We start from the raw sequence: 26018 nt of genomic DNA on the forward strand, positions 1-26018 counted from the left end.
GCGGTTGCCCGCCCATGCCCTCGGGGTTAGCGTCCGAGCGCCAGCCGGATTCACCGACCCGCGGATTCACCGATCCCGAGGTCGGAGGAGCCGGGCGGCACCCCAGGGCGACGTCGGAAGGGCGAGAGCTCATCCGTCGCCGGATCAACGACGATCAAGGAGTCAACGGATGCGCAAACGACTGACCACGAGGTTGGGGGTCGCGGGAATCGGGGCACTGATGGTGTTCGCGGTGGCCGCGTCCCCCGCGTACGGACTTGCGGGTTCCGCAGAACCGGCCCCGCCCGCGGGGCTGACGGGCCTCGAGCCGACCGGCGCCGACATGCCGACCGTCGGCGGCAACCTCGGCAATCAGCACTATTCGGGTCTGACGGATATCACCAAGCAGAACCTGAAGGATCTCGCACCGGCCTGGCGGACGCACCTGTCGGCCGTCGCGCCCGCGTCGACCAACGTCGGACAGCAGACGACGCCGATCGTCGTCGGCGGCGTCATCTACCTCGATACGCCGAGCGGCGGCGTCATCGCCGTCGACGGCGTGACGGGGGACGCCATCTGGAAGTGGGACAAGCCCGCCTACGGAACCTCGGGCACTCGGCGCGGCGTCTCGGCGGGCGACGGGAAGATCTTCACCCTGGCCGGCGGCAACCGCGTGGTCGCGCTCGACCAGGCGACAGGCGCTGAGGTGTGGGCGGTGCAGCCCACCGGGCCCAACGGCGAAGACCTCGGCCGCGTCGGCAAGGTCGCGACCGTGTACTCCGACGGGGTCGTGTACGCCCACGCTGCGGACGGCGACCGCGGTGCGGTCGTCGCGCTGGACGCGAGCGACGGCCACTACCTCTGGCACTTCTTCGGCGGACCGAAGCGCGGCGAGCTCTTCACGGGCCTGGACGGCGCGACCTTCGACGCGTCGGCGACCTGGGGCCCCGTGCAGGCCGACGGCACAGACTGCGCGGAAGAGGGCGGTGCGACGTCGTGGATGCACGGCGCCGTCGACCCCGAACTGGGCTACTACATCATGACCTTCGGCAACGCGCGCAGCTGCACGTCGTCGCAGAACGCCTCGGGGCGCCCCGGCGACAACCTGTTCTCGGACACGATGGTCGCCGTCGACGCACGGACCGGCACGTTCAAGTGGCACTACCAGTCCATCCACCACGATGTGTGGGACATGGACAACGTGCACCCGCCGACGCTCGCCGACATCACGGTCGACGGTGAGGAGCGAAAGGTCGCCTTCTACGGCAGCAAGTCAGGCCACCAGTTCGTCATCGACCGCACCAACGGCAAGCCCGTGCTGCCCGTGACCGAGAAGCCCGTGATCACGGACTCGCGCCAGCACAACGCAGCGACGCAGCCCATGCCGGAGACGCGGCTCATGCCGGACTGCGTCGTGTGGGAGAAACTCGACGCTGACAACGTCCCGGGAAACCCCTGGCGCGGTGTGCCGAACTACAACGGGTACCAGGCGGATGCCGAGGGGAATCTCGTGTTCAACCCCGACAGCTACGTCTCGGTCGACGAGCCGTTCCTCAACTATCCTGCGGGTTCGTCGGGACACCGCGAGGGCTGCCTGTACGACCCGCAGTTCCAAGCGCCGATCCTGTCGACGACGAGTCAGAACGGCGGCGGCGACTGGTCGAACAACTCCTACAGCCAGAGCACGAACCTGGTCTACTTCCCGTACGGCACGAACCCGGTCGCGCACTTTGACGGCGCAGCCTCCAACGGCCTGCGTGCCATCGGGCAGTACCAGACCGGTGGCATCCTGGCCTACGACGCGTCGACCGGCGAGGTCGCGTGGCGCAACCACCTCGGCACGGACATGTCGCACGGCCAAGGACCGCTGACGACGGCATCCGACCTGCTCTTCGTCGGACAGATCGATGGCGAGGTCCTGGCGATGGATGCCGCTGACGGCAGCGTGCTCTGGAGCTTCCAGACGGGCTCCGGCATCGCATCGGCGCCGGTCACCTACGAGGTCGACGGCGAGCAGTACGTCGCCGTGTTCGCCGCCGGATCGACCAATCCGTACGGGGCATCCGTCACGCAGGGCGACTCGCTCTGGGCCTTCAAGCTCGGCGGGACCTATACGACCGAGTCGGGAAGCCAGGAGGGACCCGACACGGCACCACTGTCGATCCGTCGGCCGGTGGGCGGTGCGGCCGTCGCCGGTGAGACGGTCGGCAACACGGTGCTCCTCGCACGGACCAGCCGCACTGCCGACACCGCCGCGGCGCGAGACAGTGTGTCCCAGAACGGGATGCAGCCCACGCACCTGCGCGTGCCCGTCGGCACGACGGTGACGTTCCGGAACCCCGGGGCGGAGACGTTCCCGAACTTCCCGAACCTGAAGCCGCATTGCGCGACGCAGTTCTTCGAGGGTGAGTTCGACGTCGAGCTGCAGCCGGGAGAGACGTACCAGCACACGTTCGACCGTGCCGGCGAGTACTTCTTCAACGACTGCACCGATCCGCGGCCGACCGGCAAGATCGAGGTGTACCTCGAGCCGCAGGATCAGCCGGGGGCGCTGAGGTTCACGCCGGCCCGGCTCGATCTCGGTTCGGGAACCGGGCTCTTCACCGGGGTGAACGGAACGATCTCGGCTCACTTCGAACTGCCATCGGGATACGAATACGAAAGCGGTGCCGTCCTGCTTGCTCCGCTCTCGCCGGCTCCCATCCCGGCCGCGAAGGTGACGGCGAACAAGAACCGGATCATCGTCCAGTTCGAGGCCGCCGACGTCGACAACAACGTGCCGACCGGCGAGGTGACGTTGACCCTGAGGGCCAACGTCCTCAACACCCAAGGCGTGCAGGAACAACTCTCGTCGAGCGCGACGGTGACCATCCGCAAGTAGCCGATTCCGACACGACACCGATCCGTCTCCGTCGTCTTCGATGGAGACGGATCGGTCTGTGCGGGCCGTGTCCCATTCGGCGAGACTCGACTTTGCACATGCCGGACGGCAGACCAGAGTCACAGGGGCAGCGATGTGCGTGAGCACGCAGGACCCCGCATCAACAGAGAGGTTGACCATGCACCCCGACACCGTGGCGGTGACGCCATGACCGACAAGGAACCGGGGCCGGAGCCCGAGGGGGACCAGCCCGCCGAGCCTGAGAACGCGACGCGGAAGGCGTCAGAGGCGGCCCTCGGCGACTCGATCTACCCTCATACCGACACCTTCTATGCTGGGCCCGAACTCAACAAGGGCGTCCCAACCGACCCCGGCTTCATTCGGGTCCTCTCGGCAGTCGAGATCACGATCGGCGTCACGCTCTTCACCTTGATCGTCTTCGGCGTCATGTACCAAGTGCTGGGGCGGTACTTCCCATCGATCAGCTGGGTCGGCGCCGGCGAGATCGCCCTGATGTCGATGGTGGCCATGACCTTCATCACGACGGGCTATCTGGTTGGACGCAACGGGCACATCGTGCTCGAGATGTTCGACGAACTCCTTGCCGGATCCCGGCTCTTCGTCGCCTTGCGGGTCGTCTCGGCGGTCATCATGGTCATCATCAGCCTGGCCCTCGCGTATGAGGCGTTCGTGAAGATCGAGACCGAGTGGGGCAGGCTCAGCGCGGCGATGCATGTGCCGATGGGCGTGCTGTACCTCTTCGCCCTCGTCGGCTTCCTTTCGGCAGCGATCCACTCCTCCTTCAAGATCCCGTTCGCGAACCGTCCGGAGCGCAAGCTCGACATCGGCGAGATGGAAGGCTGACACTTGGATCTCTGGCTCTACATCCTGCTGTTCGTCATCCTGCTGCTGCTGAGAGTCCCCGTCGCGTTCGCGATGATCGGGTCGAGCATGCTGTACTTCTACAGCCACGGGCTCTCGGCGGGCTATGCGATCTCCTCGATCGTCAACGGCATCAACAGCTTCCCGCTGCTCGCGGTCCCGCTGTTCATCTTCGTCGGAACCATTGCCAATCACCTGGGCATCGCCACGCGGCTCTACGACCTGGCGCGGGCGCTCCTGCCGCGGCTCCCGGGCAACCTCGCATACGTGAACCTCGGTACGGCGATCGGCTTCTCCTGGATCAGCGGCTCCGCGCTCGCCGATGCAGCGTCGACGAGCAAAGTCCAGATCCCTCAGATGCTCAAGGCGGGTTACCCGTACGGCTTCTCGGCCGGCCTGACGGCAGCGGGCTCGCTGATGAGCACCGTCATGCCGCCCAGCATCCCCGCCGTGCTCTTCGCGGCGACCGCGTCCATCTCCACCGGTGCCCTGTTCGCAGGCTCGATCATCCCTGCCATGCTCATGGCGGTCGGGCTGGCCGCCTATGTCTTCTTCTGGGTCCGGCGCCATCCCGACGTCGCGGTGAGCCGCCCCTTCGTCGGCTCGATGCTCGGCAAGGCGGCCGTGCGGGTGATCGGACCGGCGTTGCTCCCCGTGATCATCCTCGGCGGCATCTTCAGTGGGCTGTTCACACCCACCGAGAGCGCCGGCATCGCGGCGGTGTACATGCTCATCCTCGGTGCGATCTACCGCACGCTGAACTGGCGCGTGTTCTGGAAGTCCGCCAAGGAGACGGTCGTCATCTCGGGCGGGATCCTCCTGATCCTGGGCGCGTCGAACCTCATGGGCCAAGTCCTGGCGCGCGAGCAGGTCTCGCGCATGCTGGGGGAGTGGCTGACAGGATTCACCGACAATCCGCTCGTGTTCCTGCTGATGCTCAACGTGCTGCTGATCCTGCTCGGCATCCCGCTCGAGGCGCCGCCGGTGATCCTGGTGCTCGTGCCGATCCTCATGCCGATCATCGCGCAGTTCGGGATCGATCCCGTACAACTCGGCGTCATCATGATCCTCAACCTGATGATCGGTTCGTTGACACCACCGGTCGGGGCAGTGCTGTTCGTCGTCGGCTCGATCACTCGCAGGCCGATGGGAGAGCTCTTCCGCGGCATCCTTCCCTTCCTGATCCCGCTCGGGGCGGTGCTGCTGCTCCTGACCCTGTTCCCGGTCATCGTCACGAGCCTGCCGACGCTGCTCGGCCTGATGTAGGAGACATCCATGTCGAGGACCCTCTTCGTGCTGAACGGATCGAACTTGAACATGCTCGGTCTACGCCAGCCTGAGGTGTACGGCTCATCGACGCTGGACGATGTTCGCGGCGACTGCGAACGGGTGGCGAGCGAGTTGGGATTCGACCTCTTCTTCGCGCAATCCAATGCCGAGCACGAGATCGTGGAGTGGTTGCACGAGGCGTTCCGGCGGCAGGCGACCGTCGTGATCAACCCCGCGGGTTTCAGTTTCCAGTCCGTGCCGATCCTCGACGCCCTTCGAATGCTCACCACCCCTGTGGTCGAGGTGCACATCACCAACATCCATGCCCGGGATGCGGTCTACCACCACTCCCTCATGTCGTCGGTCGCACGGGTGGTGATCGCCGGCGCGGGCGTCTACGGATATGAACTGGCGATTCGTGCGGCCGACCGATTGGCGCCACAGGGCACGTAGCGACCGCCTGACCGTCGTGCGCCAGGTCAGCTGCGGGCGATCGAGTCGGCGGCTCCGATCCCGAACACGAGTGCCTTCGTCAGCGCTGTTCCGGTCATGTAGGACGCGCCGTGGAAACCACCGACGACCTCACCTGCGGCGTACAGCCCCTCGATGCGGCTTCCGTCCACCCGCTTCACCGCCGTGTCGGCCCCGACGCTCAGTCCGCCGTACGTCGAGGTCATCGCCGTCACGGCGGCGTAGGCGTAGAACGGCGGGGTCTCCAAGCGCACCAGCGAGCCCACTCCGTTCACGAGACCCGTCCGTCCGAACGGGTCGTCGCGGCGCCCTGACACGCTCTCGTTGTACTGCGCAACGGTGCGCTCGAGGCGTTCCGGCGGGATACCGAGCTCACGCCCGAGCGCTGAGATCGTCGGTGCGCTCACGAGGTGCCCGAGCTCCTCGAGGCGCTCCATGTCCGACAGCGGAACGCCGGGCTTCGAACGGGCCCGCACGACGGCATCGAAGATCTGGAAGGCAGTCCGGCCCGGCTGGCCCAGCACAGCGGACCCGAGGACCTTGTACGACGCTGACTCGTCCGCGAAGCGCTGACCGTGGACGTTCACGAGGATCGCGCCGAGGTAGTTGGCGGTCAACAGCTCGTGCTCGTCGTCGCTCGTTTCCGCGTGCTGGCCGTAGGTGCCGGCGACGTGCCCGATGTCGGCGAGGCCGGCACCGAGCATCCATGCCATTCGGAGCCCGTCGCCGGTGTTGCCCGCGCCTCCGTACGGCATGGCAGCAGCCTGATCCGGCACGAACAGGTCGAGCAGCTCGCGCGAGCGCGAGAACCCGCCGCTGGCGAGGACGACCCCTGAGGAGGCGAAGAGGTCTCCGGTCGCGGACGTGATGCCGACCACCCGGGATCCGTCCGTGACGAGGTCACCGGCCGGGTGGCCGGTGAGGATGACGGCACCCGCCGCGACGGCTTCGTCCTCGAGGTGCGCGAGCAGATCGCCGATGCGGATCAGGTGTGCGCGGGCGACGGTCATTCCGGCACTGACCTTGAGTTCATCGGTCCATGCCCCCGCACGATCGATCGCCGCGACCGCGTCGGCCTGCCGGTCGACGAGCGCGCGCAGCAGTGTCTCGTCGGCGAAGCCTCCGCCGGTCGCCGCCATGTCCGCCAGGAACAGGTCGTCGGAATCCTCGACCCCCGCTCGGCGCTGGAGCGTCGAGCCGGAGAACGCGAACCAACCTCCGCTCAGGGCGGAGCTGCCTCCCAGCCGATCGCGCTTCTCCACGAGGGCGACCCTCAGCCCGTTCGTGGCGAGGCGGTGCGTCGCGGCCAGGCCGGCGAGTCCTCCGCCGACGATGATCGCGTCGAACACCCGACCGGACGGCGTCGTCATCGCTGCCCGGTCACGGCTGCTCCGACGCTTCGACTTCCGCCCGGAACCGCGCGACGTCGACCGTCCGGGAGGTGCCGGCGGCGAGCGCCGCCGCCTCGACGAGTGCGAGCGTGCGGGAGGCGTCTTCGGCCGTGACGAGTGGCTCCGCCATTCCACGTGCGACGTCGACGAAGTGGTCGAGCTGTGCCTGGAAGGAGCCGCGCCGTTCGACGGGGAGGTAGGTACGTGACAGCGGCGAATGCCAGTCGCGAGGGACGGACGGACCATAGGTGTACTTCGCGAGATTCGGCACCGACAGTGCCCCGTGCGTGCCGACGATCCGGTAGGCGACCCCGTCGGGGACGAATGGGAACGCGAGCGTCTCTTCGGTGGCCTGGTCCCAGCCCCACGGCGAGACCCCGGCGTCGGAGGCGAGGAAGCTTCCGACTGCTCCGGACTCGAACCGGAGGTTCAGCGACACCGTGTCCTCGACCTCGAGGCCACGGGCATGCGAACTGCGCATCGCTTGGATCTCGGCCACCTCGCCGCACAGGTGCCGCAGGAGGTCCAGGTCATGCACGACGTTGATGAGCATGACGCCTGCGCCCGGTGCGCGGTGCCATGGGGTGTCGGTGAAATACGCGTCGTCCTTGCGCGCGGACCAGAGTCCGCTGACGGCGACGATCTCTCCGAGCTCGCCCTCGCGGATGGCGGTGCGGGCACGTGCGACGGCCGGATGATGGCGGCGGTGGTGGCCGACCAGGAGTCGCCCGTTCAGCTTGGCAACCGTGTCGACGAGCCGACGGGAATCGGCGGAGTCCATGGCGATCGGCTTCTCGAGCAGTACCGCGACGCCGGCCTCGAGGCATTCGACGGCTGTCTCGACGTGCAGGGGGTTGGGATTGGCGATGATGGCTGCGTCGATTCCCCCTGCGTCGAGCATCGTGACGACGTCCTCATACGTCGGACAGTCGTGACCCACGTCTGCGGACAGGAGCGGGTCGGCGATCGCGGCCAGGACCGCCCCCTGGGCCGCTCGAATGAACTCGATGTGCTGCCGCCCCATGAACCCTGCTCCGACGACTCCGATGCGAAGCGGGGGTGGTTCGGATGCGGTCATGGGGCCTCCCTGCAACGTCGCCGTCGCACCGGTCGGAATCGAGCGTATGGCAGGATGGATCGACGCACACGAGTCGTTCCATTCAGCGGCGACGGTCTCCACTGGAGCTCCGGGCAGCATGTTCCACTCGACGGGACATCGCTTTGCGAACCGATCGAAGTCCGTAAGAGTCGGCACTGCCACCGAGCCGTAGCTTGACAGCGTGGTCGACGACGATCTCGCCCCGTGCGGAGCATGTCGATTGCATGTCGCGCTTCGGCCACCGATCTCACGTCGGCGCTTGCACGAAGACGTGCGAAGAAAAAGAGGAGAGTCCCATGGGCACAGCCCGATCGACGCGCCGAGGCTTGATCGCCGCGTCGGTGCTCGCAGCAACCACCCTCGTCGTCACCGGTTGTTCCGGCGGCGGCGGCGCTCCCGAAGAGTCCGGTGACGCGGGCGCTTCGGACAACAAGCCCGTGACCATCACTGTCGCGACGAGCCAGAACGAGCAGACCCCGAACTACTTCTGCGGCGTCGAGCTGCTCAAGGAGCGACTCGAGGAAGCCGACATCGGCTTCACCGTCGAGCTGTATCCGGCAAGTCAGCTCGGCCCCGACGCAGACCGCTTCCCGCTCGTGCAGGCCGGCGACATCGATATCGACCTGCAGGGTGCGTCCGCGCTGAGCGCCACGTACGAGCCGATCGGCGTCGTCGATGCCGCCTACGCGTTCAATGACGTGGACCACGCGTTCAAGTGGATCGACGAGAGCTCGGAAGACCTGTTCTCGGGTTTCCATGAGGCCACCGGCGTCAACATCGTCGACGGGTGGTTCTTCGGCAACCGCACCTTCACCACCAAGGACGTCGAGGTGCACGGCCCCGATGACCTGGAGGGTGTGCCGATCCGATTCCCGAACTCCCCGATCTTCCTCGCGAATGCCGAAGCGCTCGGAGTGACGAGCCCCGTGTCGGTGGCCGTCGAGGAGGTCTACACCGCCCTGCAGCAGGGGATCGCGGTGGGCCAGGAGAACCCGATCGTCGCGACGCGCTCGTCCAGCTACGATGAGGTCCTCAACACCGCCATCTTGAACGACCACAACGTCGGCATCCACTGGATCCTCGTCAGCGACAAGACGTACGAGAAGATGAGCGAGGAACAGACGGCGCTGCTCGAGGAGACCGTCCACGACATCCGCCCCGAGAACCGGGAATGCGTCGAGGAGGCGACCGAGGAGATCCTCGACGAGTATCGCGCGAACGACGCGTTCACGGTGATCGAGAAGGAGGACATCGACATGGATGCCTTCATCAGTCAGGCGGAGGAGTTCTTCGAGGGCTACTTCACCGGTGAGAACCTCGAGGCATACCAGGCGATCCGCGAGACCGCGGACTGACCTCCGCGAGCCAGGAACGGGGTGGGTGCGCAGACGCACCCACCCCGTTCTCCGCGTGTCCGACCGGCTCGTGTGCCGGATCAGTGCGCCGGGCTCGTCCCCAGCCGACGACTCAGCGTCATCCCGGCGGCGCGCACCGCCGGAGCGACGCGGTCGGGTACCACGTCCGCGACCGTCCCGGTCACGGAGATCGCTGCGACGGGCGCGCCACCATGGCCGAGGATCGGGCTCGCTGCGCACGCGCGGTCGATGGCGCACTCCTCGTTCTCGGTCGCCACCCCGAGCCTGCGGATCTCGATCAGCTCGCGCCGCAACGCCGATGGCTCGGAGATCGTGTGCGGCGTGCGCACCTCCAGGCCAGCTCGGATGACGCGCTCGACGACGTCCTGCGGTGAGAAGGCCAGGATGGCCTTCCCGAGTGCCGTCGCGTGTGCGGGGAGGCGGCCGCCCATCCTCGCCAACGGCTTCGAGGCGGACTCGCCGCGCACGATCGCGACGAAGACGACGTCGGCGCCTTCGAGCACCGCCAGGTTCACCGTCTGACCGGTCGCGTCGCGCAGCTCGGTCATCACCGGAAGCGCCAGGTGCCGCAGCCTTCGCGGCTGCTCGACGGTCATGGCCAATTCGAAGAGGCGAGTGCCCAGATAGAGCTTGTCGCCATGGCGGTCGAGGAAGCGCTGCGCGACGAGGTCGGCGGCGAGCCGGGAGACGGTGGACTTCGGAAGGTTGGCACGCCGGGCCAGCTCCGAGACACCGATCCCTTCGTCGTTCTCGCCGAACGCGTCGAAGACGGCCGTCACGCGGTCGAGCACGCTGACCGAATCCGTCCAGTCTGAAGTGCGCATGTCCTATGCGGCCGTGAGTCGACGGCTGACGTTCGTGCCTGCGGCACGTACGAGGGGTGCGACGCGATCCGGATCCATCGCTCCGCTGGGTCCCGCGATCGAGATCGCGCCGAGCACGACACGGTCACCCGCAAGGACGGGGCTCGCGACGGCGAAGATGCCGGGGTACGAGACCTCGAGGTCCGTCGCGACGACGGAGGCGCGCACATGGGTGAGTTCGGCGCGGAAGTGGTCGGCGTCGTCGTCGATGAGCGGCGCGGTGACCCGGTCCACCACGTCCTGATCGGCGCAGAAGGCGAGGTAGGCCTTGCCGCTGGCGGTCGTCAGTGCGGGCGAGCGCATGCCGGCACGGGTCGGGAGCATCGGAAGACGACCCGCGACGGCGGCGATCGACACCATGTCCGTCCCCTGCTGCACCCAGAGACCCACCCGCTCGCCCGTGACGTCCCGCAGCTGCCGGATGACGGGCGCCGCGGCGGTGAGCAGCCGGCGAGGGAGGCTCGCGCGGGTGCCGAGTTCGAAGAGGCGCAACCCGAGGGTCACGCCGTCCTCCGTGCGTTCGACGTAGCGCTGAGCGGTGAGCTCCGCGACGAGCCGCGAGACGGTGGACTTCGGCAGGCACGTCGTCGACGCGATATCGGTGATGGAGATCGAGCCGCCGGAGTCCTTCACGGCATCGAGGATGGCGATCATGCGTCCGAGCACGGAGGCCGGTCCGCCCGGCGGAGCGGGAGTCGTGTTCCATTCGGCGAAACTCGTCATCGAGTATCCCCTCCCAGCGGCTTGAATCGTCGTCGATCGCCTTTGATTCCGAACGTACTAGTTCGTACAGATCCATGCAATGCTGTTTTGAGAACCAGGCGGACGCCAATGCCGGTGGACGCAGAAGGGTGCCATGCGCACATCGATCGCCACGGTCTGCCTGAGCGGCACACTCGACCAGAAACTCGTTGCCGCGCACGAGGCGGGATTCGATGGCGTCGAGATCTTCGAGCCGGATCTGGTCGCCTCGCCCGAGTCGCCTGAGGCGATCCGCGCGAGAGCCGAGCAGCTCGGCCTGTCGCTCGACCTCTACCAGCCCTTCCGCGACTTCGAGGGAGTCGGTCCCGAGCTCCTCGCACAGAACCTTCGCCGGGCCGCGGCCAAGTTCGCCCTGATGAATCGCCTCGGCATCGAGACCCTGCTGTTGTGCAGCAACGTCGCGACGGCGCGGAGCGGGGATGAGCAGCTCGCCGCTGCCCAACTGCGGCAACTCGGGGACGTCGCCGAGCGCTTCGGTGTTCGCGTCGCCTATGAGGCGCTCGCCTGGGGCCGATTCGTCGACAGCTTCGAAGCAGCGGCTCGCATCGTGCGCCTCGCCGACCACCCGCGCATCGGCCTCTGTCTCGACAGCTTCCACATCCTCTCGAAGGGCCACAATCCTGAGGCGATCGAGACCATCTCCGCTGACAAGATCTTCTTCGTGCAGATGGCTGACGCCCCGCTCCTCTCCATGGACGTGCTCTCGTGGAGCCGGCACCACCGCCTCTTCCCGGGGGAGGGCGGTTTCGACCTCGGCACCTTCATGGGACACCTGGTCCGAACGGGCTACGACGGCCCGATCTCACTCGAGATCTTCAACGACACCTTCCGCCAGGCCGATCCGCTCGCGACGGCGGTCGACGCGCGACGCTCGTTGCGCTGGCTCGAGCATGAGACCGCCGCCTCCTTGGGCGCAGCGGCGGGCGGAGGTGCGGCTCGGATGTGCACGGCCGGGCTTCCCGCCGTCGAGCCCCCTGCCGACATCAACTACGTCGAGCTGCGAACCGGCGAGTTGCACGAGCTCAGGCGCCTGCTCGGGCAACTGGGCTTCCGCTCCCACGGAGGGCACCGGACGAAGCCGGTCGAGCTGTGGTCGCAGGGCGGCGTTCGGATCGTGCTCGGCGCGCCGGATTCGGAGCAGATGCGGCCGACGGTCGCGGGCATCGGCCTTTCCGTGAGTGATCCTGCCACTGCGCTGCGGCGGGCGCGGGACCTGTTCGCTCCCGACGTTCCTCGGGAGGAGGGAACAGGCGAGGAACCCCTCGTCGGTGTTCGAGCGCCTGACGGGTCGGAGGTGTTCTTCGGTGCCGCGGGAGCATCGACGCCCGCATGGGTGAGTGAGTTCGGCGCCCCCGAGCACGGCGACCCGCAGATGGTCGAACGTATCGATCACGTCAACCTCGCCCAGCCCTGGCAGCACTTCGATGCAGCGGTGCTCTTCTTCCGTTCGGTGCTCGACCTGCGCACGGAGGCGTCGATCGAGGTGGCCGCACCGGTGGGCCTGGTGCGCAGCCAGGTCCTCCACAGCGACAACGGGATCCTGCGAATCGCGCTCAACCTGGTGCCCTCGGGTGCGAGCGCGGATGCGATCCTTCCGCAGCACCTCGCCTTCGCGACATCCGATGCCCTCGCGCTCGCTCGTGCGGCTCGTGACCGCGGTTTCAGGCCCCTCGACATCCCGGCGAACTACTACGACGACATCGAGGCACGCTACCAGCTCGAGCCTGCGCTCCTCGATGAGCTCAGGGAGCTGAACGTCATGTACGACCGGGACGAGACCGGGGAATTCCTGCACTTCTACACCCATCCCATCGGGACCGTGTTCCTCGAGGTCGTCGAGCGTCGTGGCGGATACGCGGGGTACGGTGCGCTCAACGCGCCCGTCCGGCTCGCTGCCCAATACCAGCATCGCCACGCCGTACGTCGGGGGGCCCTCACGTGATCCGGCACGTCGCCGTCTTTCGATTCGCCCCGGAATTCACGATGGAACAGCGAGAGCATTGGATGTCGTTGCTGCGGGCGCTGCCGAGGCACATCCCCGAACTGCGCAGCATGACCGTCGGTCCGGATGTGCTGGGAGCCCCGACGTCGCATGAGCTCGCCATCGTCGCCGACTTCGACGACCTCGACGGATTGGCCGCCTACACGCGGCATCCGGCCCACGCCGAGGTGCTGAAGCTCTCCGCACCGGTGAAGGTGTCGCTTGCGACGGTCGACTTCGAGATTCCGGATGCCTCGTGACCGGTCGTGCGCGTGACCTCGGAGGACGCTACCTCGTCGGCCTGATCGGCGAGGGCATCACCGCATCCCTGACCCCGGCGATGCACGAAGCGGAAGCCCGGGAGATGGGACTGGACTACGAGTACCGCATCTTCGACCTGATCGAGCTGGGCCGCCCGGCAACGGACGTCGGCGCGATCCTCGCCGAAGCCGAGTCCGCGGGCTTCGCGGCGATGAACATCACCCACCCATGCAAGCAGCTCGTCGTCGACCTCGTCGATGAGCTGGATTCGGATGCCGCGCACCTGGGAGCAGTGAACCTCGTGGTCTTCGACGATGGCCGTCTCATCGGGTTCAACACGGACTGGATGGGGTACCGCGACGGTCTCGTGGCAGGCCTGCCGGGCGCATCGTTCGAGCGCGTGGTGCAGATCGGCTGCGGGGGCGCGGGGGCCGCGACCGCGTACGCGCTCCTCTCGGAGGGCACCGAGCGGCTCGACCTGGTGGACGTCGACCCCGCCCGCGCGGAAGACCTCGCCGCTCGGATGCGCACGCACTTCCCTGGGCTGCGCATCGGGACGCTCGCACCGGACGACGTCCCCCGAGCGATCGCGCGCGCGAGCGGCGTCGTCCACGCCACGCCCATGGGGATGCTCCACCACCCCGGGATCCCCTTCGACCCCGACCTGCTGCGGCAGGGAGCCTGGGTGTCGGATGTCGTCTACCGACCCCTCGAGACGGAACTCGTCCGGCGGGCTGCGGAGCGCGGGCATCCGGTGCTCGACGGCGGGCGGATGGCCGTGGGCCAGGCATGCGCTAGTCTCCGAATCATCTCGGGCCTGCTGCCCGATCGTGAGCGGATGGAGCGGCATTTCCGTGCGCTCGTCCGCGCTGAGGGGCAGTCCCGCGCCGGAGGGAGTTCGCAATGACCGATCGCCTGAGCGATGTGCGCGACAACGGGATGACCGAGCGTGCGATCCGGACCCAGGGGGACATCCTCGAGGTCGCCACCGCCGAGTTCGCGGCGAACGGCTACGCGGGCGCCCGAGTCGACGAGATCGCCGCGCGCACTCGCACGACGAAGCGCATGATCTACTACTACTTCGGTTCGAAGGAGGGGCTGTACCTCGCAGTTCTGGAACGCGTCTACGCGCAGATCCGCCGGGTCGAGCGCGGCATCCAGATCGACGAGCTGTCACCGGATGACGCGCTGCGAACCCTCGCGGAGGCGACGTACGATCACCACACGACGCACGAGGCGTTCATCCAGCTCGTCAGTATCGAGAACATCCATCGTGCCGAGCATCTGCGCCAGTCCGAGACGATTCTGCGCGAGAACGTCACCGCTATCACGCTGCTCGAGGAGGTCATCGATCGGGGGGTGCGCGACGGCATCTTCCGCGACGACGTCGATGCCGTCGACGTGCACATGATGATCAGCGCCTACGCGTGCTTCCACGTCGCCAACCGGCACACCTTCGCCGCCATCTTCGATCGGGACATGCTCGACCCCGCACTCCAGGAGTCGCACCGACGGCTCATCGGCGACATGGTCGTTGCGACCATGACGGATCGTCGCAACGATCGACGCGTGCCCTGACCGGCGTCAGACCGCCGGCGGCCTGCCCGGGGCGAGGCGACGCGTGAGCGCCTGCGCAGCAGCGCGGATCGCCGGCGCGAACCGGTCGGCGTCGAATCGATCCGTGCATCCCGAGACCGAGACCGCCCCCACGAGCCCGCCCGAGGGCGCGAACACGGCGCTCGCCGCGCACGACAGCCCGGCGGCGAACTCCCCGACCTCCTCGGCGAGTGCGCCCCGTCGGATGCCGACGAGCTGACGCCGCAGCACCGCCGGATCCCTGATCGTCCGGGACGTCCAGGCTTCGAGCCCCGAGGCGAGGACCTCCTCGACGTCGGAAAGGGGTGAGTGCGCGAGCACGGCCTTTCCCAGCGCGGTGGCATGAATCGGCAGCCGTCCGCCGGTGCGGACGGTCGGCGGTGCCGCCGAGCGACCGCGCATCACGCCGATGCAGACCATCTCGCCGCGGTCGGGGATGGCCAGGTGCACGTTCTCACCGGTCGCGTTGCGAAGGTCGGCCAACACCGGCAGAGCAGCGACCCTGAGCTCTCGCGGCTGCTGGGCGAGCTGCCCGAGCTCGAACAACCGGAGGCCGAGATGGATCCGCTTCCCTTCGCGCTCCAGATACCTCTGGCGCACCAGCGTCGCGACCAGTCGGGAGACGGTGGACTTCGGAAGGCCCGCACGCAGCGCGAGTTCGGAGATGCCCAATCCCCGGTCGTCCTGGTCGAACGCCTCGAGGATGGAGGTCATGCGGTCGAGGACGCCCAGCGCGTCGTTCGCGGCAGCCTCGGGCATCGGTCAGGCCACCTGCAGTGCCAGCCGATGGGTGAGCGCGAGCGCCGCGTGTCGCACGAGCGGCATCATCCGGTTCGCATCCATGTCCGTCACCGGCCCCGCGACGGAGATCGCCGCCACCGGCAACCGTTCCGGTGAGAGGACCGGGCTCGCCACCCCCACGACTCCGGCGAAGGTCTCGCAGCGGTCGATGGCGACCGATTCCGCCCGAACCATGGCGAGCTCCCGCTCGAGCACGCGACGCTGGTGAGGATCGAGGCCGGTCATCACGCTGCAGAGGACCGACTCGTCATCCGTGAATGCCAGGACGGCCTTGCCGAGTGCGGTGGTCACCGACGGCACCCGCACTCCCGCCCGCGACGGTACCGGCCGCAACCGGCCCCGCACCGAGATCACCGAGAGCATGTCGCGCCCTTCCTGAACCGCGACGTTCAGGTGCTCACCGGTCGCGTTGAACAGCTCGACGAGCACCGGCAGAGCGGCAACGCTGAGGCGTCGGGGAGTGCTGGCGCGCGCCCCGAGCTCGAAGAGCCTCAGGCCGATCACGACTCCATCCTCGGTCCGCATCAGGTAGTGCTGCCGCACGAGATCGCCGACCAGACGCGAGACGGTGGACTTCGGGATGCCGGTGCTGAGCGCGAGCCCGGTGATCGTGGTCGAGCCGTGGGACTCCCGGACGGTCTCGAGGATGGCGAGAATCCGGTCGAGCACGGAGACGGGCTCGTCTCTGAGAGCGGATCGCATGTCGGCAGTATCCGCCGACTTCGGCAGGGGCGGCAAGCGCGGTCTGCAATGCCGACGGGGCGGTCCCACTGAGTGGGACACACCCTGCTCGACCACGTCGTCTCGCCGGCGTGGAGAGGGCCCGAACCCGCCGCTTCGGCGTGTTCGGGCCCTCCGGCTCAGGACTCGCGGAGTCCGTGGACGTGTGTCAGACCGTGCAGAACGGCTTGATGCCCATGGCGCTCTCGAGGCCCTCCATCACGTGCTGCTTGAAGAACTCGTCACCCGCCAGCGGGACATCGGTCCAAGCCGCGGCGTCGTGACCGAGAGTCGTCAGCCACGCCCGGCCGCCGTCGTAGTACTGGCACCAGCTCACCGGGTGCGACTCGCCATGGCCGGCAGGGGTCGCCTCGCTCGTGGCCTTGTCGACCTCGAGCAGCACGTTGACGAAGCTGGGATAGGGCACCAGGTTGTACCACTCGTCCTTGAAGGCCCAGGTCTCCGGCATGAACGACGTCGAGACGTCGTTGCCGTTGATCGTCTCGACCGTGCCGTCCCGGTTCGGTCCGTGGTTGTAGAAGTTCGCTCCACCCAGCAGGCCTTCGTAGTACGGCCAGTGGTACTCGGCTCCGAACGCGTTGTGGATGCCGACGAAGCCGCCGCCGCCCCGGATGTACTGCATCAGCGTCGTCTGCGCCGCGTCGTCGAGGGTGTCTCGGTTGGAGCTCAGGAAGACGACCGCCTGGTAGTTGTTGAGGCGGAACTGCGAGAGGTCCTCGGTGTAGTCGGCCGCGATCCCGCGCTCCGCCGCCCAGGCGATGAGCGCGGCCTGGGCGATGTTGTCGGCCTTCAGCGGGGGGTTGAGCCCTGCCGCCAGCGGCGAGCCGAGGTGGGCGTGGCGCGGACCCGCGGTGCGGCTCCAGATGAGGATCCGCTTCGGCTCACCCTCGGTCCAGCCGTTGCCCCATTCGTTGTAGCAGGTCGGGTCGGCACCGCGGCAGACGCCGTAGTCCTTGATCTCATCGAGGTAGATCTCGCTTGCCGTCGTCGGCTGTCCACCGAGTCCGTTGCCGTTGCCGTTGCCGTTCCCGTTGCCAGCGCTCAGGGCTGTTCCTCCGACGGCCATGCTCGCGCCGAGCGCTGCCGCGGCGACGAGGGCGACTCCGGAGCGTATGAGGGATTTCATGTGATCTCCTTTGATCGTTCCTGCTGATTCCTCGAGTGCGCCGAGCGCGACCGGTCCGAGGCTGGTGTGAATCTAGGCGCCGCCCAAGCGGGGAGGCAAAGTCCGTTCCACCCAGTAAGCCGACCGCGACGTCCAACCACCGGAGACCCGCTCGGAGATGGACACGAACGTCGATGATGGCGTTCACTGGAGACCGGAGGCGCCATGGATGACGGTCGATTGCTCGTCGTGTGCAAGGACGACAGCACGCTCGAGGTCATCGACCTCGAGACGTCCATGCCTGCTGGGGTCGTCACGGCATCGGGCTTCACTCCGCATGAGGTCGTCGCGACCGACGACGGACGACGTGCCTTCCTGCCCGTGTACAGCGATGCGCCGGTCGGGTCTCCGGGAAGCGACGGTCGGCGGGTCGACGTCGTCGATCTCCTGACGTTCGAGCGTGTCGGCGAGATCCGGCTGGGCTTCGCGAGCCGACCGCACCAATCGAGCCTGCTCTCGACGGATCGCGTGGCCGTCTCCACGGAGCTCGACGAATCGGTCACCGTGATCGACCAGCGAACCCTTCGAGTCGTCGCGCGACTGCCGACCGGTCAGGCGGAGTCGCACACGTTCGCAGTCAGCGCGGACGGACGTCGCCTCGTGACGGCGAATGTCGGCCCGGGGAGCGTCAGCGTGATCGATGTCCCGTCGCGTGCGCTCCGTGGCGTCGTGGAGGTGGCGGAGAAGGTCAACCGCATCTGCCTCGAGCCCCGAGGACGGTACGCCTACACAGCCGACCAGGGTTCGCCTCGGATCACCGTCATCGATACGGAGCTCGTCCAGCGCGTCGGTTGGATCGAGTTGCCGTCGATCGGGTTCGGCACGGCGGTGACGGCCAGCGGTTCGCACCTCGTCGTCGCGCTCAGGGCCGCTTCGGAGATCGCGGTGGTCGATCCCCGATCCGGCGAGGTCGTGCATCGCATTCCGACCCCGGAGCACCCGCAGGCGATCGTGCTGCACCCCGACGGCGTCCGCGCGTACTCCGCCTGCGATGCCGACGACTGCGTCGTGGAGGTCGACATCCGTGCAGGACGGCTGCTGCGTCGGATCACGACCGGTCGCAATCCCGATGGGATCGCCTGGAGCCGGCTTCCCACTCCGGCCGGGATGGGATGAGCAGTTCGCGAAAGGTGCACGCATGACTTCACCATTCAGCCTCGAGGGCAAGACCGCCCTCGTCACGGGCGGCAACCAGGGCCTCGGGAAGGCGTTCGCGTTCGGGCTGGCCGAAGCCGGCGCGCGCGTCGCCATCGCCGGACGCAGCGAGCCACGGAACGCCGCGGTCGTCGACGAAGCGCGAGGTGCGGGCCACGAGTTCGTGCCGATCACCGCCGACCTCACCGATGACGCCCAGGTCTCGGCGATGATGCACGCCGCGATCGACGGCCTCGGCCGGGTCGACGTGTTGGTCAACAACGCCGGGACGTGCGTGCACAACCCGTCGTTCGACGTGACCGACGACGAGTGGGACGCCGTGTGGGACCTGAACGTGCGAGCCCTGTGGAAGGCCAGCATCGCAGCAGGCGCCCACATGCGTGAACTCGGAGGCGGGTCCATCGTCAATATCGGGAGCATGTCGGGACTGATCGTCAACCGCCCCCAATGGCAACCGGCCTACAACGCCTCGAAGGCAGCAGTGCACCACCTCACCAAGTCGCTCGCGGTCGAGTGGGCCCCGTACAACATCCGCGTGAATGCCGTCGCGCCGGGTTACGTCAAGACCGAGATGGCGCCGGTCGACCGACCCGAGTTCCAGCGGTACTGGGTCGAGGATGCGCCCCAGCGGCGCTTCGCCCTTCCCGAGGAGATCGCGCCGAGCGTCGTGTTCCTCGCCAGCGGCGCGTCGTCGTTCGTCACCGGCTCGATCCTCGTCGTGGACGGCGGGTACACCGCCGTCTGATGACCGGGCGACTCCCGGGCTCGGGGAGAATCGAAGCATGACGTCCGCGGCCGAGTTCATCGACCGCACCCTCCAGGCCGAGGGCTCGGACACGCGAGCGGATGCCGACGCCGACCGCATCGGCGGTGGCCTCAGGTTCTACGGTGCCTCGGTCGGCGCCGTGCGCGGCACGGTGCGCGATGCTGACCGGCGGTATCCCCGGATGCCGCACGACGAGGTCACGGCGCTCGCGTCGGAGCTGTGGTCGGAGCCCGTGTACGAGCGCCGGCTGGCGGCGATCGTCCTCCTGCAGCGCGCGGTGCCGATGCTGCGGGGAAACGACCTCACCCGGGTCGAGCAGTTCCTTCGCGACGCTCGCGTGCCGGACCTCATCGACCCGCTTGCCGGCGACGTCGTCCGTCCGCTGCTCCAACGGCTGGAGGAACCGGATGCCACGCGCGCACGACGGATCGTCCATCGGTGGTCGGAGTCGGACGACCCGAACCTGCGCCGTGCCGCCAGGTTGCTCTGAGTTCGGATGACGGCCAGACTGCCCGGGTGACCACCGACATCGAGCTCGCACGGATCGCAGCGGGCGCCGTCATCCTGCACGACGCACGTCGCAAGGTGCGGTGGAGCGTCGACCTCGAGCCGTTCGAGATCGGCGTGTACCCGGTGACGCAGGAGCAGCTCGCCGAGATGCTCGGAGAGACCGCGACCCACCCGCGCCGGCCGGCGACCGACGTGAGCTGGCTGCGGGCCATCCGGTTCTGCAACGCGGCATCCGAGTGGGAGGGGCTCGACCCCGTGTACACCTTCGACGGCGAGGAGGTCACGTGGCACGTCGACGCCGACGGGTACCGCCTGCCGACCGAGGCGGAGTGGGAGTTCGCGTGCCGTGCCGGATCGACTGGAGCGCACTACGGACCGCTCGCCGAGGTCGCCTGGACGAGCGCCGACGGCGTGACGGCCCCGCAGGACATCGGCGCCAAGCTCCCGAACCTCAACGGACTGTTCGACACCCTCGGCAACGTCTGGGAGTGGTGCTGGGACCTGCTCGACCCAGCCCGCTACGACGACTATCGGGTCTTCCGGGGCGGTGGATTCGCCGACGATGCCTGGAGTGTCAGGGCCTCGACCCGGCGGGGCGGCGCTCCGCGCATGCACCACGAGGATGTCGGGTTCCGCGTCGCGCGTGGCGGCTTCGATGCGACGGATGCCGCGCAGGGCTGGTCTGCGGAGGCCGACGCGGAGCGCGCCGCGGTCGACGGTCCGCTCCCGCCCGGGTGGACGCCGCGCCGCTGACGCGTGGCGCACGCGCCGTCGTGGCTACAGTTCCATGGAGTAGTAGAACGCCCGCTCTCCCGTATCGGGGTCTGTGCCACTGAACCCGTGGCGCTCGTAGAAGCGCTGCGCGTCGACGTCCCCCGCGTCGACGTTGATCTCGATCGCCGAGACGCCCGTCGCTCTCGCCTCGGCGACCAGCAGCCGGATCATCGCCGCACCGAGGCCATGACCTCGACGATCGGGCTGGACGTAGAGTTCGTCGAGGAGCGCGACCGGCCCGGCGTACCAGACGTTGCTCCGCAGCGTCACGAGTGCGACCCCGGCCGCGGGCTCACCCGCCAGGTAGGCGATGGTGCTGGGCCCGCCGAGCAGCGACCGCAGCCGTCGGCTCAGGACGGCCGTGCCCGGCGAAGGCGTCTCGAATTCGGTGTTGAAGTCGTGCAGCAGGCGCGCGACCGTCTCGGCATCGTCGGGGCGGGCGCGTCGGGGGCTTGGATCTGCGGAGACGTCCGACATGGCCGTCAGACTAGCCCGCGCAGCACGACCTCTCGAGGGCTCGCCATCGGCGCCGCCTCGCGCCAAGCTTGAGCCCATGACGATCTCCGAGGCCGACCTCATCCACCTGCGCCGCGCGGTCGAGCTCGCGCGGGAGGCGCTCGAAGGGGGTGACGGCCCGTTCGGATCGGTGCTCGTCGATCGTGCCGGCGTCGAGCGGTTCGCAGATCGGAATCGGGAGGAGAGCACGGGCGACCCCACGAGGCATCCGGAGTTCGAGATCGCCCGGTGGTCGGCCGAGCACCTGACCGTCGACGAGCGGGCGGCAGCCACCGTGTACACGTCGGGGGAGCACTGCCCGATGTGCTCGGCGGCGCACGCCTGGGCCGGCCTGGGCCGGATCGTCTACGTCGCCTCGGCGGAGCAGATCGCGGGCTGGCGCAGGGAACTCGGCGCCGGGCCGTCTCCCGTGGGCGTGCTGCCGATCACGGTCGTCGCGCCCGGCCTCCCGGTGGAAGGGCCGGTCGACGAACTCGTTCCCGAGGTGCGCGCGCTCATCGAACGGGCGGTGGGCGCGAACTAGCCTGCGGCCGAGTCCCGCGGCGGGTTGTACATGAACTCGAGGCGGATGCCGTTGTCGTCCTCGATGAAGGACGCGTAGTAGCGGTCGTTGAACCGTGGGTAGAGCTTCGGTTCGCGCACCGCCGTCCAGCCCGCGTCGACGGCGATCGCGTGCAGGCGATCGACTTCGGTGCGTGAGTCGACAGCGAAGGCGAGGTGCTGCCAGCCGACCCGCCCGGTGCGGTGCGGCCCGCTGCCCGCCTCGCGCGCCGGGAAGAGGATCAGCTCCTCCTCGCCCTTGTACCAGGACACTCCGTTGTCGGCATCCTGACGGGTGCACCCGAGCGCCTGCATCACCGGATCGAACTGCGCGATCGAGCGGGGCAGGTCATCGACGCTGATGCCGAGATGGTCGAAGAGAGACACCCGGACATCATATGAGCCCGGCTATTCGACGAGCTTGCCGGCCACCGAGACCTCGCGCATGAGCGCCGCGATCTCCGCGGGGATGGGCGGGATCCCCTCGCGGGTCACGCCGGTCGACGGCGACCAGACCAGGTTGACCTGCAGCGAGGCATCCGTCTCGGGGAAGTCGCTGCGGTTGTGGCAGCCGCGGGTCTCACGGCGTTCGAGCGCCGCCTCGAGGGTCGCACGGGCCGCCAGCGCCGCCGACCTGAGGTCGAAGGCGTGCGCCAGGTCCTGGTAGCCGGCGATGTCGGGGTGGACCCCGATGTCAGCCATGCGCGCCTCGATCGCGTCGAGCTCGGCGAGCCCCGCGAGGAGGCCGGCCTCGTCGCGCACCACCCCGGCGTGCTCGGTCATGGTGTCGCGGATGGCGCGCTGCAGGGCACGCACGTTCTCGGCGCCGTCGGATGCCAGCAGCGCCGCGATCTCGTCGCGTGCGGTCTGCACGGCCGCAGCCGAGCGCTTCTGGGCGTCGAGCGAGGCCGAGTACGCCGCCGCGGCCTGCCCCACGATGCGCCCGAAGACGAGCAGCTCGATGAGCGAGTTGCCGCCGAGGCGGTTGGCGCCGTGCAGGCCGGAGGACGCCTCGCCGATGGCGTAGAGCCCGGGGACGTCGGTGCCGTGGTCCTCGGGTCGCACCCACACGCCGCCCATCGAGTAGTGCGCGGTGGGCGCGATCTCGATCGGGGACTTCGTGATGTCGAGCATCTGCAGCTCGAGCATCGTCTGGTACACGCGGGGGAGGCGCTGCATGATCGTCTCGCGGGGCAGGTGCGAGACATCCAGCCAGACCCCGCCATTGGGAGTGCCGCGGCCCTCCTTGATCTCGGTGTACGCCGCGAGCGCCACGCGGTCGCGCGTCGAGAGCTCCATGCGCTCGGGGTCGTACTTCGCCATGAAGCGCTCGCCGAGGCCGTTGGTGAGGATGCCGCCCTCGCCGCGCGCGGCCTCGCTGATGAGCGTGCCGGCCGCGCTCTCGGGCTCGATGATGCCCGACGGATGGAACTGCACGAGCTCGGGGTCGCGTACGCGCCCGCCCGCCTCGACAGCGAGGCGCCACGAGTCTCCGGTGTTCTCGTCGCGCCGCGACGACGTGCGCCGCCAGATGCGGTTGTGCCCGCCGGCCGCGAGGATCACCGCGTCGGCGTGGATGAGGTAGCGGGTGCCGTCCTCCAGGTCGAAGCCGTAGGCGCCGAAGACCGCGCCGTCGTCGTTGACGAGGATGCGGGTGACGTAGAGGGTGTCGAGGATCGGCACGCCCAGCTGCGCGGCCCTGTTGATGAGCGTGCGCTGGATCTCGAGCCCGGTGTAGTCGCCCGCGAAGGCGGTTCGGCGGTAGGTGTGGGCGCCGAAGAAGCGCTGGGAGATGCGGCCGTCGTCCTCGCGGGCGAAGGGCATGCCGTACCGCTCGAGGTCCTCGATGCCGCGGGCCGCGCCCGACGTGACGATCTCGACCGTGTGCGGATTGGCGAGCACGTAGCTCTCCTTCAGGGTGTCGGCGGCGTGCTGCTGCCAGCTGTCGTCGGCGTCCATCGTGGCCAGGGCGGCGTTGATGCCGCCGGCGGCGAGCGACGTGTGGGCGTCGGACTTGGGGCGCTTCCCGAGGGCGAGTACGTCGACGCCCGCCTCGGCGAGTTCGATGGCGGCGCGCAAGCCCGATCCGCCGGTGCCGATGACGAGGACGGTCGTGGAGATCTGGCGCTCTGGCGCGGTGCCCGAAGGGATCGTGGTGCTCATGTGACCCACGCTAGGCAGGCCTGGATCATTACTCCAATGCATCTTGCGTGTCACAACAATGCACGTAGGCTATCGACATGAACCTGGAGCAACTGCGGGGCTTCGTCGAGGTGGCCCGCTTCGGCAACTTCACGCGGGCCGCCGAGGAGCTCTACCTCGCGCAGCCCTCGCTGAGCCGCCAGATCGCCGCGCTCGAGCAGGACCTCGGCGCCGAGCTGTTCCACCGCGCGCGCGGTGGCAGCACGCTGACCGTCGCGGGCGAGTCCCTGCTGCCGCTCGCCCGCCGTATGCTCGCCGATGCCGAATCGGTGCGAAGGGAGCTCGCCGAGCTCGCCGGCCTCGAGCGCGGCCGGGTGCGGCTCGGCGCGACCCCCACGCTGTGCATCAGCCTCGTCGCGGAGGTGCTCAGCGCGTTCCACGCGGAGCATCCGGCCATCGAACTGCACCTCTCGGAGCAGGGATCGCTCAGGCTGCTCGACGAACTCGGCAGTGGGGAGCTCGACCTCGCCCTGATCACGACGACGGATGCCTCGTCGGCCCAGCGGTTCACCGTGACCCCATTGCTCGTCGAAGAGCTCGTGGTGGTCTCGTCGGCCGCCGCGCCGCCGCTCACCACCCGCGACACCGTCACGCTCGAGGAGGTCGCGCGGCTGCCGCAGATCACGTTCGGCTCGAGCTACGACCTCCGCAGCGCCACGGATGCCGCATTCCGCGCGTCGGGGCTCACGCCCGAGGTCGTGCTCGAGGGGGCCGAGATGGACGCGGTGCTGCGCTTCGTCGAGCGCGGGCTCGGGGTCGCGATCGTGCCCGCGATGGTGCTCATCGATCGCCCGGGACTGCGGTCGGTGCGGCTCGAGGGGACGACGCTCGACCGCACGATCAGCGTCGCGCGACCGGCAGACGTGGCGCCGACCGCGGCCGTCGAGGTCATGCGGCGAACGATCACCACGAGTGCCACGGCATTCGCGGCGAGAGCGGGTGACACGATGCGGCTCGCGGCGACGAGCCTCTGATGCTCGAGTCGCCTCGCTCAGTCGCTCTGCGAGCCTGAGCCGGATGCCGCGGCCCGCGCGGCCGCTGCGGCGCGCTCCACCCACTTGGGTGTCTCGCCGTAGCGCTGGAACGACACCAGCCGGCCCGCCGCGCTCTCCTCGATGAGCTGCGCCAGGCGCCGCTCGCGGGTCGCCTCCTGCTTGGCCGAGAGCACCCAGTGCGTCACCTGTCGGCGGTAGGTGGTGGTGGCGGCCTGCCAGAACGCGGATGCCGCGGCATCCGCCGCCAATCGCGCCGCCGACTCGGGCGGCAGTTCTTGGAGGGGGTTCTCGTGCGAGTAGACGCTCGACCGGTCTTCGCGGCGCCGTTCGAACGCGGCGAGGCCGGCGGGATGCATGCGCCCGTCGGAGGTGAGTTGCTCCACGAGCGCGATGTTCACGCTCGACCAGATGCTCGCGGCCTTGCGCGGGGTCCAGCGCTGTCGGCGCGCGTCGTCGTCGATGCGCTGCGAGACGGAGTCGATCCAGCCGAAGCAGAGCGCCTCGGGCACCGCCTGCTCCCAGGTCAGCCCGCGATCGGGCACGTGCCGCTTGTACAGCCCCATCCAGAGCTCGGTCTCGGTGTCGTGGTTGGCCTCGAGCCAGGCGCGGAACTCCTCGGGGCCCGAGAAGAAGACAGCCGGCCGCTCGGGCGTGCCGCCGGGGGTGCCGATCGTCGTGGCCATGAGCCGAGTCTGCCAGCAGCCGCTGACGTCCGTGCACCACTGAACGCACCACGGAAATCGGGCGGGCGGGGCCGCGGGCGAGCGCGTACTCTGGAGAGACGGGTCGGCGACGCATGCTCACCACGAGCCGACGGCCGCCCCGCGGGCACCCCATGAACCGACGCCCGAACGGAGCACCACACCGATGTCTTGGGATGACGATTCCTTCGCCGACGAGTTCGGCGAGCGTCGTCCGGGGCGGGCGCGCATCACGGGGTGGCGTCTCGTGCGCCGCGTCGCGGCATACGTCGGCGTCGTGGTCGGCGTCGTGGCGCTGGCGGTCGGCGCGGTCTTCGCGGTGAACGCCGCGGGTGTTGCGG

General features: G+C 68.7%; 26 protein-coding genes. 15 read left to right on the forward strand and 11 right to left on the reverse strand.

The window, feature by feature from the left end; all coding sequences use genetic code 11:
• Window positions 1–169: 169 nt before the first annotated feature.
• The 4 genes from GH736_RS00900 to GH736_RS00915 all read left to right on the forward strand — a co-directional run bounded on the left by GH736_RS00900 (window position 170) and on the right by GH736_RS00915 (window position 5464).
• Entirely contained in the window at window positions 170–2860 is a 2691-nt protein-coding gene (locus GH736_RS00900) for an outer membrane protein assembly factor BamB family protein (RefSeq protein WP_159599364.1), read from the forward strand.
• A gap of 207 nt (window positions 2861–3067) precedes the next feature.
• Window positions 3068–3724, forward strand: coding sequence for a TRAP transporter small permease (locus tag GH736_RS00905; RefSeq protein ID WP_159599366.1), 657 nt, complete (start codon window positions 3068–3070; stop codon window positions 3722–3724).
• Window positions 3725–3727: 3 nt separating this feature from the next.
• Window positions 3728–5008, forward strand: a complete 1281-nt coding sequence (locus GH736_RS00910; protein ID WP_159599368.1) for a TRAP transporter large permease — start codon at window positions 3728–3730, stop codon at window positions 5006–5008.
• Between the two features lie 9 nt (window positions 5009–5017).
• A complete protein-coding gene (locus tag GH736_RS00915) occupies window positions 5018–5464 on the forward strand; it encodes a type II 3-dehydroquinate dehydratase (RefSeq protein WP_159599370.1) in 447 nt (148 codons plus the stop codon).
• A 26-nt stretch (window positions 5465–5490) separates the two neighbouring features.
• Here GH736_RS00915 and GH736_RS00920 read toward each other — a convergent pair whose 3' ends face one another.
• Window positions 5491–6852 (reverse strand): FAD-dependent oxidoreductase, encoded by a 1362-nt coding sequence (locus GH736_RS00920; RefSeq protein ID WP_159599372.1) that lies wholly within the window; start codon window positions 6850–6852, stop codon window positions 5491–5493.
• Window positions 6853–6862: 10 nt separating this feature from the next.
• Window positions 6863–7951: a Gfo/Idh/MocA family protein gene (locus GH736_RS00925; RefSeq protein WP_159599374.1), complete on the reverse strand. Its 1089-nt coding sequence runs from the start codon at window positions 7949–7951 to the stop codon at window positions 6863–6865.
• Window positions 7952–8268: 317 nt separating this feature from the next.
• Between GH736_RS00925 and dctP the strand changes: the two genes are divergently transcribed.
• A complete protein-coding gene (gene dctP / locus GH736_RS00930; RefSeq protein ID WP_159599376.1) occupies window positions 8269–9327 on the forward strand; it encodes a TRAP transporter substrate-binding protein DctP in 1059 nt (352 codons plus the stop codon).
• 80 nt (window positions 9328–9407) lie between these two features.
• On the opposite strand, the gene GH736_RS00935 is transcribed toward dctP, so the two are convergent.
• Window positions 9408–10172, reverse strand: a complete 765-nt coding sequence (locus GH736_RS00935; protein ID WP_159599378.1) for an IclR family transcriptional regulator — start codon at window positions 10170–10172, stop codon at window positions 9408–9410.
• Window positions 10173–10175: 3 nt separating this feature from the next.
• Window positions 10176–10934, reverse strand: a complete 759-nt coding sequence (locus GH736_RS00940; protein ID WP_159599380.1) for an IclR family transcriptional regulator — start codon at window positions 10932–10934, stop codon at window positions 10176–10178.
• 133 nt (window positions 10935–11067) lie between these two features.
• On the opposite strand from GH736_RS00940, the gene GH736_RS00945 reads away from it, so the two are divergent.
• The 4 genes from GH736_RS00945 to GH736_RS00960 are packed head-to-tail and all read left to right on the forward strand — an operon-like array spanning window position 11068 to window position 14793.
• Window positions 11068–12915: a bifunctional sugar phosphate isomerase/epimerase/4-hydroxyphenylpyruvate dioxygenase family protein gene (locus tag GH736_RS00945; protein ID WP_159599382.1), complete on the forward strand. Its 1848-nt coding sequence runs from the start codon at window positions 11068–11070 to the stop codon at window positions 12913–12915.
• Window positions 12912–13214, forward strand: coding sequence for a Dabb family protein (locus GH736_RS00950; protein ID WP_159599384.1), 303 nt, complete (start codon window positions 12912–12914; stop codon window positions 13212–13214). The genes GH736_RS00945 and GH736_RS00950 overlap by 4 nt, the downstream gene beginning before the upstream one ends.
• On the forward strand, window positions 13211–14122 hold the full coding sequence (locus GH736_RS00955) for a shikimate dehydrogenase (RefSeq protein WP_159599386.1): 912 nt from the start codon (window positions 13211–13213) through the stop codon (window positions 14120–14122). The genes GH736_RS00950 and GH736_RS00955 overlap by 4 nt, the downstream gene beginning before the upstream one ends.
• Complete coding sequence (locus GH736_RS00960; protein ID WP_235933786.1) at window positions 14119–14793, forward strand: TetR/AcrR family transcriptional regulator; 675 nt, start codon at window positions 14119–14121, stop codon at window positions 14791–14793. The genes GH736_RS00955 and GH736_RS00960 overlap by 4 nt, the downstream gene beginning before the upstream one ends.
• A gap of 6 nt (window positions 14794–14799) precedes the next feature.
• Here GH736_RS00960 and GH736_RS00965 read toward each other — a convergent pair whose 3' ends face one another.
• From GH736_RS00965 to GH736_RS00975, 3 genes are all read right to left on the reverse strand, one after another.
• A complete protein-coding gene (locus GH736_RS00965) occupies window positions 14800–15570 on the reverse strand; it encodes an IclR family transcriptional regulator (RefSeq protein WP_159599388.1) in 771 nt (256 codons plus the stop codon).
• A gap of 3 nt (window positions 15571–15573) precedes the next feature.
• Window positions 15574–16314 (reverse strand): IclR family transcriptional regulator, encoded by a 741-nt coding sequence (locus tag GH736_RS00970; protein WP_159599390.1) that lies wholly within the window; start codon window positions 16312–16314, stop codon window positions 15574–15576.
• Window positions 16315–16501: 187 nt separating this feature from the next.
• Window positions 16502–17479, reverse strand: a complete 978-nt coding sequence (locus GH736_RS00975) for a ThuA domain-containing protein (RefSeq protein WP_203230608.1) — start codon at window positions 17477–17479, stop codon at window positions 16502–16504.
• A gap of 204 nt (window positions 17480–17683) precedes the next feature.
• Here GH736_RS00975 and GH736_RS00980 point away from each other — a divergent pair, with 204 nt between their 5' ends.
• The 4 genes from GH736_RS00980 to GH736_RS00995 are packed head-to-tail and all read left to right on the forward strand — an operon-like array spanning window position 17684 to window position 20702.
• Entirely contained in the window at window positions 17684–18634 is a 951-nt protein-coding gene (locus GH736_RS00980; protein WP_159599392.1) for a cytochrome D1 domain-containing protein, read from the forward strand.
• 22 nt (window positions 18635–18656) lie between these two features.
• Window positions 18657–19418, forward strand: coding sequence for an SDR family NAD(P)-dependent oxidoreductase (locus GH736_RS00985; protein WP_159599394.1), 762 nt, complete (start codon window positions 18657–18659; stop codon window positions 19416–19418).
• Window positions 19419–19455: 37 nt separating this feature from the next.
• Entirely contained in the window at window positions 19456–19929 is a 474-nt protein-coding gene (locus GH736_RS00990) for a DNA alkylation repair protein (RefSeq protein WP_159599396.1), read from the forward strand.
• Window positions 19930–19955: 26 nt separating this feature from the next.
• Window positions 19956–20702 carry a formylglycine-generating enzyme family protein gene (locus GH736_RS00995; protein WP_159599408.1) on the forward strand — a complete coding sequence of 249 codons (747 nt, stop codon included), beginning with the start codon at window positions 19956–19958 and terminating at the stop codon, window positions 20700–20702.
• Between the two features lie 24 nt (window positions 20703–20726).
• Here GH736_RS00995 and GH736_RS01000 read toward each other — a convergent pair whose 3' ends face one another.
• Entirely contained in the window at window positions 20727–21200 is a 474-nt protein-coding gene (locus tag GH736_RS01000; RefSeq protein ID WP_159599410.1) for a GNAT family N-acetyltransferase, read from the reverse strand.
• Between the two features lie 76 nt (window positions 21201–21276).
• On the opposite strand from GH736_RS01000, the gene GH736_RS01005 reads away from it, so the two are divergent.
• Entirely contained in the window at window positions 21277–21762 is a 486-nt protein-coding gene (locus GH736_RS01005) for a nucleoside deaminase (RefSeq protein WP_159599412.1), read from the forward strand.
• Here the strand turns inward: GH736_RS01005 and GH736_RS01010 are convergent.
• Both GH736_RS01010 and GH736_RS01015 read right to left on the reverse strand, forming a co-directional pair.
• Window positions 21759–22166, reverse strand: coding sequence for a VOC family protein (locus GH736_RS01010; RefSeq protein WP_159599414.1), 408 nt, complete (start codon window positions 22164–22166; stop codon window positions 21759–21761). The two genes, GH736_RS01005 and GH736_RS01010, sit on opposite strands and share 4 nt — an antisense overlap.
• A gap of 21 nt (window positions 22167–22187) precedes the next feature.
• Complete coding sequence (locus GH736_RS01015; protein ID WP_159599416.1) at window positions 22188–23942, reverse strand: L-aspartate oxidase; 1755 nt, start codon at window positions 23940–23942, stop codon at window positions 22188–22190.
• A 77-nt stretch (window positions 23943–24019) separates the two neighbouring features.
• Here GH736_RS01015 and GH736_RS01020 point away from each other — a divergent pair, with 77 nt between their 5' ends.
• On the forward strand, window positions 24020–24955 hold the full coding sequence (locus GH736_RS01020) for a LysR family transcriptional regulator (RefSeq protein WP_159599418.1): 936 nt from the start codon (window positions 24020–24022) through the stop codon (window positions 24953–24955).
• A 17-nt stretch (window positions 24956–24972) separates the two neighbouring features.
• Here GH736_RS01020 and GH736_RS01025 read toward each other — a convergent pair whose 3' ends face one another.
• A complete protein-coding gene (locus GH736_RS01025) occupies window positions 24973–25659 on the reverse strand; it encodes a YdeI/OmpD-associated family protein (RefSeq protein ID WP_159599420.1) in 687 nt (228 codons plus the stop codon).
• Window positions 25660–26018 lie beyond the last annotated feature (359 nt).

It is taken from the genome of Agromyces humi (assembly GCF_009720255.1).
Taxonomy (GTDB): Bacteria; Actinomycetota; Actinomycetes; order Actinomycetales; family Microbacteriaceae; genus Agromyces; species Agromyces humi.